Origin of the sequence: Nocardioides sp. CPCC 206348 (genome assembly GCF_048654705.1) — a bacterium.
Lineage (GTDB): Bacteria > Actinomycetota > Actinomycetes > Propionibacteriales > Nocardioidaceae > Nocardioides.
Genome location: NZ_JBMCZA010000196.1, coordinates 27,961 through 38,683 on the forward strand (window position 1 = coordinate 27,961; position 10,723 = coordinate 38,683).

The 10,723-nt window shown below is 69.2% G+C and carries 9 protein-coding genes; 7 read left to right on the plus strand and 2 right to left on the minus strand.

The genetic code is table 11. The features are described 5' to 3' along the window. Window position 1 precedes the first annotated feature (1 nt). Complete coding sequence (locus ACOADB_RS18230) at window positions 2-745, minus strand: MerR family transcriptional regulator (protein WP_378601561.1); 744 nt, start codon at window positions 743-745, stop codon at window positions 2-4. Window positions 746-851: 106 nt separating this feature from the next. On the opposite strand from ACOADB_RS18230, the gene ACOADB_RS18235 reads away from it, so the two are divergent. Together ACOADB_RS18235 and ACOADB_RS18240 are read left to right on the plus strand one after the other, a co-directional pair. Further along, the gene (locus ACOADB_RS18235; protein WP_378601563.1) at window positions 852-2,063 is read left to right on the plus strand and encodes an acetyl-CoA C-acetyltransferase; all 1,212 of its coding nucleotides are present in this window, start codon (window positions 852-854) and stop codon (window positions 2,061-2,063) included. Between the two features lie 50 nt (window positions 2,064-2,113). Continuing rightward, the gene (locus tag ACOADB_RS18240; RefSeq protein WP_378601566.1) at window positions 2,114-4,306 is read left to right on the plus strand and encodes a 3-hydroxyacyl-CoA dehydrogenase NAD-binding domain-containing protein; all 2,193 of its coding nucleotides are present in this window, start codon (window positions 2,114-2,116) and stop codon (window positions 4,304-4,306) included. A gap of 68 nt (window positions 4,307-4,374) precedes the next feature. On the opposite strand, the gene ACOADB_RS18245 is transcribed toward ACOADB_RS18240, so the two are convergent. Continuing rightward, window positions 4,375-5,724, minus strand: a complete 1,350-nt coding sequence (locus ACOADB_RS18245) for a PLP-dependent aminotransferase family protein (RefSeq protein ID WP_378601569.1) — start codon at window positions 5,722-5,724, stop codon at window positions 4,375-4,377. A 137-nt stretch (window positions 5,725-5,861) separates the two neighbouring features. Here ACOADB_RS18245 and ACOADB_RS18250 point away from each other — a divergent pair, with 137 nt between their 5' ends. The 5 genes from ACOADB_RS18250 to ACOADB_RS18270 form a co-directional block, all read left to right on the plus strand. Beyond that, a complete protein-coding gene (locus ACOADB_RS18250; protein WP_378601573.1) occupies window positions 5,862-6,710 on the plus strand; it encodes a nitrilase-related carbon-nitrogen hydrolase in 849 nt (282 codons plus the stop codon). A gap of 10 nt (window positions 6,711-6,720) precedes the next feature. Continuing rightward, the gene (gene hydA, locus ACOADB_RS18255) at window positions 6,721-8,145 is read left to right on the plus strand and encodes a dihydropyrimidinase (RefSeq protein WP_378601576.1); all 1,425 of its coding nucleotides are present in this window, start codon (window positions 6,721-6,723) and stop codon (window positions 8,143-8,145) included. A gap of 38 nt (window positions 8,146-8,183) precedes the next feature. Further along, window positions 8,184-9,206 carry a TIGR03842 family LLM class F420-dependent oxidoreductase gene (locus tag ACOADB_RS18260; protein WP_378601579.1) on the plus strand — a complete coding sequence of 341 codons (1,023 nt, stop codon included), beginning with the start codon at window positions 8,184-8,186 and terminating at the stop codon, window positions 9,204-9,206. A 34-nt stretch (window positions 9,207-9,240) separates the two neighbouring features. Further along, the gene (locus ACOADB_RS18265; RefSeq protein WP_378601582.1) at window positions 9,241-10,092 is read left to right on the plus strand and encodes an ABC transporter permease; all 852 of its coding nucleotides are present in this window, start codon (window positions 9,241-9,243) and stop codon (window positions 10,090-10,092) included. Further along, on the plus strand, window positions 10,089-10,723 hold a 635-nt coding region (locus ACOADB_RS18270; RefSeq protein ID WP_378601584.1), incomplete at its 3' end, for an ABC transporter ATP-binding protein. The genes ACOADB_RS18265 and ACOADB_RS18270, both read left to right, overlap by 4 nt.

The following is a 10,723-nucleotide window of genomic DNA, read 5'->3' on the forward strand; positions in this document are numbered from 1 at the left end:
GTCAGTTCGATTTTTGCCGTGGCGCCCGGGCGACGCGGCCCACGGCCGCTTCGTACGCGGTCACCAGTCCACCGACCGACAGCGGCTTGAGCCGCTCCATCACCTCGCGGAAGTGGTCGGACTTGGTCGCGTCGTCGTACAACGGGGCGAGCTTGGCGTTGATGACGTCGTAGAGCTCCTTGGCCATCTGCTCGCCGTGCTCCTGGTAGACCGCCGCCGCCGCAACGGCGACGTCGCGGGGGAAGCCGAGCTCGAGCAACCGGACGCCGATGGCCAGCTGGTTGCTCGCCACGAGGTACGACGTCCCGCGCAGCCGCAGCACGCCGAGCGCCTGCAGCGTGGCGATGTCCTCGGCCGAGAGTGCGCGCCCGGCACGGGTCTCCAGCTGCTCCAGGTCCATCTCGACCGGGAGGTCGGACTGCCAGGGCGCGAGCATCGTGCGGGCCAGCGAGATGTCCTCGGGGGTGGCGTCCTCGGGGATCCCGGCGACGTACCGCTCGATGGCCGACAGCGTGAAGCCGTGGCTCTGCAGCTCGAGGACCAGCTCGATCCGGGCGATGTGGATGGCGGAGTAGTAGCCGGACCTGCCGCGCCGGATCGGCGGCGGCAGGAGGCCGCGTGAGGTGTAGAACCGCACCGTCCGCACGCTCAGTCCGACCCGGGCCGTGAGCTCGTCGAGGGTCAGTGCCGCAGGCTCCGATGCGGCGTGTGTCACACGTCCGTCCTGACCGTCGCTCTTGACCATGACAGTAATAGTGTCACAATCGTCTGCAGGGACACCCCATTCCGGTACGGCGCGCCCGAACGGCGCCGTACCACCACCCGAGCAACGCCAAGCAACAAGGACGGTCATGGCAGAAGCATTCGTGTACGACCACATTCGCACTCCGCGAGGACGAGGCAAGGCCAACGGCTCCCTCCACGAGTCCAAGCCGGTCGACCTCGTCGTCGGGCTGCTCGACGCACTCCAGGAGCGCAACCCCGGTCTGGACCCGAACCGCATCGACGACGTCGTGCTCGGCGTCGTGTCCCCGGTCGGCGACCAGGGTGGCGACATCGCCAAGACCGCGGCGATCGCTGCCGGCCTGCCCGACACCGTTGCCGGCGTGCAGCTCAACCGCTTCTGCGCCTCGGGCCTCGAGGCCGTCAACCAGGCCGCGAGCCGCGTCCGCGGTGGCTTCGAGGACCTGATCGTCGCCGGTGGCGTCGAGTCGATGAGCCGTGTCGCCATGGGCTCCGACGGTGGCGCCTGGGCCTCTGACCCGGCCACCGCGTTCAAGGCCGGCTTCGTCCCGCAGGGCATCGGCGCCGACCTGATCGCGACGATCGAGGGCTGGTCGCGCGAGGACGTCGACGCGTACGCCGCCGAGTCGCACCACCGCGCCGCCAAGGCCTGGGCCAACGGCTACTACGACCGGCCCGTCGTGCCCGTCAAGGACATCAACGGCCTGGTCCTGCTCGACAAGGACGAGACCGTCCGCCCCGACACCTCGGTCGAGGGCCTGTCCGGCCTCAAGCCGAGCTTCGCCTCGCTCGGTGCCGACGCCGGCTTCGACGACGTCGCCCTCGAGAAGTACCACTGGCTCGAGAAGATCAACCACGTCCACCACGCCGGCAACTCGTCGGGCATCGTCGACGGCGCCGCGCTCACCCTGATCGGCACCGAGCAGGTCGGCAAGGACCTCGGCCTGACCCCGCGCGCGAAGATCATCGCGACCGCCGTCTCCGGCGCGGACCCGATCATCATGCTCACCGGTCCCGCTCCGGCCGCCCGCAAGGCGCTGGCCAAGGCCGGCCTCGAGGTCGGCGACATCGACCTGTTCGAGATCAACGAGGCGTTCGCCGCCGTCGCCATGCGCTTCATGCGCGACATGGGCATCAGCCACGACATCACCAACGTCAACGGCGGCGCGATCGCGATGGGTCACCCGCTGGGTGCGACCGGCGCGATCATCCTCGGCACCCTGATCGACGAGCTCGAGCGACGCGACCTGCGCCGCGGCCTCGCCACGCTCTGCGTCGGTGGCGGCATGGGCATCGCGACGATCGTCGAACTGGTCTGAGACCAGCTCGCCTCGAACCCTCTTACGAATCTCAGACTGAAGGACACACATTGAGCACCGAGACCCAGAGCGCGGTCCGCTACGACCGTGACGCCGACGGCATCGTCACCCTCACTCTCGACGACCCCAACCAGAGCGCGAACACGATGAACGAGCTCTACCGCGAGTCCATGGCGGCCGCGGTCGAGCGCCTGTACGCCGAGCAGGACGACATCACCGGTGTCGTCATCGCCTCCGCGAAGAAGACCTTCTTCGCCGGCGGCGACCTCAAGCTGATGGTCCAGACGACCAAGGAGAACGCGGGCGACGTGTTCGCCCAGTGCGAGAGCATCAAGCACGCGCTGCGTCGCCTCGAGCTCTTCCCCAAGCCGGTCGTCGCCGCGATCAACGGTGCCGCGCTCGGCGGTGGCTACGAGATCACCCTCGCCACCCAGCACCGGATCCTCGTCAACGACCCGAAGATCAAGGTCGGCCTCCCCGAGGCGACCCTGGGCCTGCTGCCCGGCGGTGGCGGCGTGACCCGCACCGTGCGCAAGTTCGGCCTGCAGAGCGCCCTCATGGACGTGCTGCTCCAGGGCACCCAGTTCAACCCCGAGACCGCGCTGAAGAAGGGCATCGTCGACGAGCTCGTCGCGACCCAGGACGAGCTGGTCCCCGCTGCGAAGGCGTGGATCAAGGCCAACCCCGACGCCGCGCTCAGCCCGTGGGACGCCCCCGGCTACAAGATGCCCGGCGGCACCCCGAAGTCCCCGGCCCTGGCCGGTTTCCTCCCGGCGTTCCCGGCCCTGCTGCGCAAGCAGGTCAAGGGAGCCGACTACCCCGCCCCGCGGGCGATCCTGTCGGCCGCCGTCGAGGGCGCGAGCGTCGACTTCGACACCGCGTCGCGGATCGAGTCGCGCTACCTGGCCAACCTGGTGGTCAACCAGGGCTCGAAGAACATGATCCAGGCGTTCTTCTTCGACCTGCAGGCCATCAACTCCGGCTCGCTCCGTCCGCAGGGCATCGAGCCGTGGAAGCCCACCAAGGTCGGCGTCCTCGGCGCGGGCATGATGGGTGCGGGCATTGCCTACGTCTGCGCGAAGGCCGGCTTCGAGGTCGTCCTCAAGGACGTCGCCGTCGAGAACGCCGAGAAGGGCAAGGCGTACTCCGAGGCCATCCTCGACAAGGCGATCTCCCGCGGCAAGTCCACCGAGGAGAAGAAGGCCGAGCTGCTCGGCCGGATCACCGCGACCGCCGACCCGGCCGACCTGACCGGTGTCGACCTCGTCATCGAGGCCGTGTTCGAGGACCCGGCCCTCAAGGCCAAGGTCTTCGCCGAGATCGCGCCGTTCATCAACAAGGACGCGCTGCTCTGCTCCAACACGTCCACCCTGCCGATCACCCAGCTCGCCGAGGGCGTCGACCGTCCGGCCGACTTCATCGGGCTGCACTTCTTCTCCCCCGTGGACAAGATGCCGCTGGTCGAGATCATCACCGGCAAGGAGACCAACGACGTCGCGCTGGCCAAGGCGTACGACGTCGTGCAGCTGATCCGCAAGACGCCGATCGTCGTCAACGACAGCCGCGGCTTCTACACCTCGCGGGTCATCGGCTACATGGTCAACGAGGGCATGGCGATGCTCGCCGAGGGCGTGGCGCCGTACTCCATCGAGCGGGCCACCACCTCGGCCGGCTACCCGGCCCCGGTGCTGCAGCTGTCCGACGAGCTCAACCTCGAGCTGATGGGCAAGATCGCCAAGGCCACCCGCGAGGGTGAGGAGGCGGCAGGCAACACGTACGTCGAGCACCCGGGCATCGCCGTCGTCCAGAAGATGCTGGACGCGGGTCGCCCCGGTCGCCTTCGTGGTGCCGGCTTCTACGACTACGTGGACGGCAAGCGCGGCTCGATCTCCGCCGAGCTCGCCACCCTGTTCCCCGTCGCCGAGGTGCAGCCGCCGATCGAGGACATCCGGGACCGGATGCTCTTCGCCGAGGCGCTCGAGACCGCGAAGTGCTTCGAGGAGAACGTCATCACCTCGGCTGCCGCCGCGAACATCGGCTCGATCATGGGCATCGGCTTCCCGCCGAACACCGGTGGTGCCGCGCAGTTCATGACCGGCTACGAGAACAAGGCGACCGGCGAGATCGGCCTCAACGCGTTCCTCGCGCGCGCCGACGAGCTGGCCGCGAAGTACGGCGACCGCTTCCAGGCCACCGCCTGGCTGCGTGACCTGGCCGCTTCGGGCGGTTCGTTCCCCGCCTGATCCTGCTGGATCAAACTACGGCGCGGTTCCCGTCAACCTGGTTGACGTGAACCGCGCCGTTGTCGTTGTCAGACGGCGACGACGGCCTCGGCAATCGCCGCGGCGACGTCGGCCGCGTCGTCGGGGGAGACCAGGCCGGTGGTGACGCGCACGAACGCCTCGCCCGGGGTCGTGGCGTCGCCGGCGAGGAAGGGTGTACCGCCCGCTGCCCGGATGCCCGAGGCGGACAGGTGCACCAGGGCAGCTCGCTCGTCACGGACGGCCAGCCACAGGTTGATGCCGTCGGGCGGCGGCATGTCGATGCCGTGGGCGGCCAGCTCGGTGACGATCGTGCGCTGGCGGGCGAAGTACTGGCGGCGGGCCTCGCCGACCTCGTCGAGCGACTGCGAGGACGTGAGCAGGTCGAGCAGGATCGTCTGCACCATGCGCGAGGTCCAGGCCGGACCGAGCATCCGGCGCGCGACGATCCGGTCGATGAGCTCCGCCGGACCGGACATGGCGGCGATCCGCAGGTCCGGTCCGTGGGACTTGGAGTAGGACCGGATGTGCACGACCTTCTCGGGCAGCAACGAGGCGAGGGTGACGTCCGGCGAGGTGCTGATGCCGGCCGAGTGATCGTCCTCGATCACCCACGGCACCCCGTGGGGGGCGCGCTGCAGCACGCGGGCCAGCTGCCCGACGCGGGTCGCATCCATCGCCACGCCGGTGGGATTGTGCGCCCGCGGCTGCAGGACGACGGCGACCGGACGAGACGCCAGGGCCTTGCGCAGGGCATCGGGCCGGATCCCGCGATCGTCGAGCTCGACCGGCACGATCTCGCCGCCCAGCGCCTCGACGAGGTCGAAGAAGGGCGGGAAGCTCGGTGACTCGAGCACGACCCGGTCGCCGTACTGCACGATCTGTTCCAGGGCCCGGGTGAGGCCGTCGGTGGCACCGTCGACGACGGTGAGGGCCTCGGCGGCGTACGGCCAGGATGCCGCCAGGACGGTCCGGAGCTCGGGGAGCACGGGCTCGTCCTGGTAGGTCAGCGTCCCTGCGCGCTGCGAGACCCGTTGCAGGGCGGGCGCGAGCGACGGCAGGAGCTGGGGGTCGGGCGTGCCGCGCGACAGGTCCAGGCGCAGCCCGTCCGGTCCGGCGCCGACCAGCTCGCGCTGTCGCGGTGAGAGCCACGGGGTCGGGATGTCCTGGACGTAGGTCCCGGCCCGGCCCCGCGAGACCACCGCGCCCGTACGACGAAGCGCCTGCCAGGCCGCGGACACGGTGGCCGGTGACACGCCCAGCTCGGCGGCGACGGCGCGCACGGTCGGGAGCCGGTCGCCGGGCAGCAGGTCGCCGGCGCGGATGGCCCGGCTGAACGCGCCCGCGATCCCGGACGGGGTCCGGTCCTCGAGGGAGGCCAGGTCGGGTGCGTGGGCCACGACGGCGACCTCCTCAGTGAGCCGGATTTGCAGGAGAACCTTGACAGAAGGGAAATGAAAGCGAAATGTTCAACCCGAAGGATAACGAAACATCCGAACTCCTGCTTGCCCCACCCGACCCCCCTTGGAGGTGGACGTTGACGATCGTGCGTGCAGCCATCAGCCAGACGACCTGGACCGGCGACAAGGACTCGATGCTGGACAAGCACGAGCAGTTCGCGCGGGACGCAGCCGCGCAGGGCGCCCAGGTGATGTGCTTCCAGGAGCTCTTCTACGGTCCCTACTTCGGCATCACCCAGGACCAGAAGTACTACCGCTACGCCGAGCCGGCCGACGGGCCGATCGTGCAGCGCTTCGCTGCCCTCGCCAAGGAGCTCGGCCAGGTCATGGTCCTCCCGATCTACGAGGAGGAGCAGACCGGCGTCTACTACAACACCACCGTGACGGTCGACGCCGACGGCACCATCCTCGGCAAGTACCGCAAGCACCACATCCCGCACCTCGACCGGTTCTGGGAGAAGTTCTACTTCCGGCCGGGCAACCTCGGCTACCCGGTCTTCGACACCGCCGTCGGCAAGGTCGGCACCTACATCTGCTACGACCGGCACTTCCCCGAGGGCTGGCGCGAGCTCGGCCTCAACGGCGCCCACATCGTGTTCAACCCGAACGCCACCAAGCCCGGGCTGAGCAACCGGCTGTGGGAGGTCGAGGGACCGTGCGCGGCGGTCGCGAACGGCTACTTCGTGCTGCAGCCGAACCGGGTCGGCCGCGAGGACAACGAGTACGGCGACCTCGCCGTCGACTTCTACGGCACCAGCCAGGTGATCGACCCGCGCGGCAACTTCGTCGGCGAGCGGGGGTCCGCCGAGAAGGAGGAGCTCCTCGTGCGCGACCTCGACCTCGGCATGGTCCAGCAGATGCGCGACGACTGGCAGTTCTACCGGGATCGTCGCCCGGACTCCTACACCCACATCGCGCAGGCGTGAGGGGGCGACGATGACCATCCTGATCCAGGGCGGCACGGTCGTGAACGCCACCGGCACCGTCGCCGCCGACGTGCTCGTCGACGGCGAGAAGATCGTGGCGCTGCTGACCCCGGGGGACCGGACTCTCGGCACGATCAACGCCGACAAGGTCATCGACGCGACCGGGAAGTACGTCATCCCCGGTGGTATCGACGCCCACACCCACATGCAGCTGCCGTTCGGTGGCACGGAGGCGAGCGACACCTTCGAGAGCGGTACGACGGCCGCCGCATGGGGCGGTACGACGTCGATCATCGACTTCGCGGTCCAGAAGTACGGCGAGCGCGTCGAGGACGGACTCGCCGCATGGCACGAGAAGGCGCGCGGCAACTGTTCGATCGACTACGGCTTCCACCAGATCATCGGTGGTGTCGACGAGGAGTCGTTGAAGGCGATGGAGGGCCTGATCGACGAGGGCATCACGTCGTACAAGCTCTTCATGGCCTACCCCGGTGTCTTCTACAGCGACGACGCGCAGATCCTGCGCGCGATGCAGAAGGCCCGGGAGCTCGGGCTCCTGACGATGATGCACGCCGAGAACGGCCCGGCGATCGACGTCCTCGCGGCGCAGCTGGCGGAGTCGGGCAAGACGGGTCCGTACTTCCACGGCATCGCGCGCGCCTGGCAGATGGAGGAGGAGGCCACGCACCGGGCGATCATGCTCAGCGACCTCACCGGGGCGCCGCTCTACATCGTGCACATGAGCGCGAAGCAGGCCGTCGAGCAGGTGGCGTGGGCGCGCGACAAGGGCCGCAACGTGTTCGGCGAGACCTGTCCGCAGTACCTCTACCTCTCGCTGGAGAAGCAGCTCGGCGCCCGCAGCGAGGAGTGGGGCGACTTCGAGGGCGCGAAGTGGGTCTGCTCGACGCCGCTGCGCTCCGAGGAGGAGGGCCACCTCGAGGCCATGTGGCAGGGGTTGCGCACCAACGACCTCCAGATGGTGTCCACCGACCACTGCCCGTTCTGCATGAAGGACCAGAAGGAGCTCGGCAAGGACGACTTCCGGGCGATCCCCAACGGCATCGGCTCGATCGAGCACCGCGTCGACCTGCTCTACCAGGGCGTCGTCGACGGCCGGATCACGTTGTCGCGATGGGTGGAGCTGATCGCGACCACCCCGGCGCGGATGTTCGGCCTGTACGGCAAGAAGGGCGTCATCCAGCCGGGAGCGGACGCCGACATCGTCGTCTACGACCCGAACGGCCACACGTCCATCGGGGTCGGCAAGACCCACCACATGAACATGGACCACTCCGCCTGGGAGGGCTTCGAGATCGACGGCCACGTCGACGTCACGATCTCCCGCGGCACCGTCCTCGTCGAGGACGGCCAGTTCAAGGGGACCAAGGGCCACGGCCAGTTCCTCAAGCGCGACCTCACGCAGTACCTGGTCTGACCGGCGTCTCGGTCACTCGACGAACTCAGGGAGTGAACATGGATTTTGGTGTGGTGCTGCAGACCAACCCGCCGGCCTGGCGGACGGTCGGCCTTGCGCAGCAGGCCGAGGAGCACGGGTTCGACTACGTCTGGACCTTCGACTCGCACCTGCTCTGGCAGGAGCCCTACGTCATCTACTCGGCCATCCTCGCCGCGACGAGGCGGATCATCGTCGGGCCGATGGTCACCAACCCCGCGACGCGGGACTGGACCGTGACCGCGTCGGTCTACGCGACGCTCAACGAGATGTACGGCAACCGCACGGTGTGCGGCATCGGCCGGGGCGACTCCGCCGTACGGGTGCTCAACGGCAAGCCGACCACGCTCAAGGAGGTCCGTGACGCGACGCACGTGATCCGTGAGCTGGCCAACTGCCGCCCGGTCGAGCACAACGGCTCGACGCTGCAGTTCCCATGGGCCCGGACCTCCTCGCTCGAGGTGTGGGTGGCGGCGTACGGCCCGCTGGCGCTGAAGACGGCCGGCGAGGTGGGCGACGGCTTCATCCTCCAGCTGGGCGATCTCGACGTCGCGAAGTGGATGATCGATCAGGTCAGGACGGCGGCGTCGAACGCCGGCCGCGATCCCGATGCGCTGACGTTCTGCGTGGCCGCGCCGGCGTACGTCGGCAGCGAGGACGAGATCGACCACATGCGTTCCCAGACGCGCTGGTTCGGCGGCATGGTGGGCAACCACATCGCCGACATCGTCGCGAAGTACGGCGAGGACGCGGAGTTCCCGAAGGTGCTCGTCGACTACATCAAGGGCCGCACCGGCTACGACTACAACACCCACGGCAAGGCCGACAACGACCACGTCGACTTCGTGCCCGACGAGATCGTCGACCGGTTCTGCATCCTCGGCACGCCCGAGCAGCACATCGAGAAGCTCAAGGCGCTGAAGGAGATCGGCGTCGACCAGTTCGCGGTCTACCTCCAGCACGACAACAAGGAGGAGACCCTCCGGGTCTACGGCGAGTCGATCATGCCGGCCCTGCGCGAGCACGTGACGGCGAAGGCCTGAGGACTTGGCGCAGATCTGGAGGCGCTCTCGCGCCGTGGTCCTGGGGATCCTCGGCGTCGCTGCCGTCGTCGCGACGTGGGACCTCTACAAGGCGCTCGGGCCCGAGCAGGGCGTGTTGCTGGGCGACACGCGGATCCTGCCGCGCACCACCGACCTGGCGATGCCGCACTCGTGGGAGATGGTGCAGCGCTTCACCGAACCGGTGACCTCGCTCGCCGGAGCGCCCGACGCCTTCTCCGCGGTGTACGACGCCAGCATGTTCTCGCTCGGACTGGCGGCCCGCGGCTGGCTGATCGGCGTGGTGGTCGGGCTCCTGCTGGCCCTGGTGATGAGCCGGTTCCGCATCGTCGAGTCTGCGCTGCTGCCGTGGGTGGTGCTGAGCCAGACGGTGCCGCTGATCGCGATCGCCCCGCTCGTGCGGCGCTGGGGGTCGGAGATCGAGATCGGCAGCCACGTGTGGACCAGCCAGGACTCGGTGGCGGTGATCGCGGCGTACCTCGCGTTCTTCCCCGTCGCGGTGGGGGCGCTGCGCGGACTGAAGTCGCCCGAGGCCACCCATCTGGACCTGATGCGCGCCTTCGGCATCGGCTGGTGGCGCACCCTGCTGACCCTGCGGATCCCGGCGAGCGTCCCCTACCTGCTGCCGGCGCTGCGGCTGGGGGCCGCCAGCGCGGTGATCGGTGCCGTCGTCGCCGAGGTGTCGATCGGGCTCAAGGGTGGCCTGGGCCGGATGGTCATCGACTACGCCGTGGCCGCCAGCGGCGACCCGGCCAAGCCGTGGGCGCCCATCTTCGGCGCCGTGGCGATCGGGCTCCTGGCCGCCGGCGCCGTCGGCCTGCTGGGCCTGGCCCTCCGACCCTTCCGACTGACAGGAGTCGCCCGATGAGCAACCCGATGAGCGAGCTGGTGCACGACCCGGCGATCCGGGCCCGCAGTGTGAACCGCGTGTTCGGCAAGGGCCGCAAGCAGGTCGACGCCCTCAGCGACGTCGACCTGACCGTGGCCGACGGCGAGTTCGTCTCGCTCATCGGCCCCAGCGGCTGCGGCAAGAGCACGCTGTTGCGTCTCGTCGCCGACCTGGACGCCGCGACGTCGGGGGAGATCACGGTGTTCGGCAAGACGGCCCGCCAGGCGCGTCTCGACCAGGAGTACGGCATCGCCTTCCAGCAGTCGGGCCTGCTGCCGTGGCGCACGGTCGCCGGCAACGTCGAGCTGCCGCTCAAGCTGCACGGTGTCCCTTCCGAGGTACGACGCAGTCGGGTCGCCGAGCTGCTCGAGCTGGTGGGCCTGAGTGACTTCGCGAAGAGCCACCCCGACCAGCTCTCCGGCGGCATGCAGCAGCGGGTCGCGATCGCCCGGGCGCTGGCCGAGAGCCCGCGACTCCTGCTGATGGACGAACCGTTCGGTGCGCTCGACGAGATCACGCGCGAGCGGATGCAGAACGAGCTGGTCCGGATCTGTGCGGAGACGGGGGCCGCCGTCCTGTTCGTGACCCACTCGATCCCCGAGGCGGTGTT

Excerpts from the sequence above, each read along its gene's own strand:
- ACOADB_RS18230 (WP_378601561.1), bottom strand. The coding sequence starts at position 745 with ATGGTCAAGAGCGACGGTCAGGACGGACGTGTGACACACGCCGCATCG.
- ACOADB_RS18235 (WP_378601563.1), top strand. The coding sequence starts at position 852 with ATGGCAGAAGCATTCGTGTACGACCACATTCGCACTCCGCGAGGACGA.
- hydA (WP_378601576.1), top strand. The coding sequence starts at position 6,721 with ATGACCATCCTGATCCAGGGCGGCACGGTCGTGAACGCCACCGGCACC.
- ACOADB_RS18260 (WP_378601579.1), top strand. The coding sequence starts at position 8,184 with ATGGATTTTGGTGTGGTGCTGCAGACCAACCCGCCGGCCTGGCGGACG.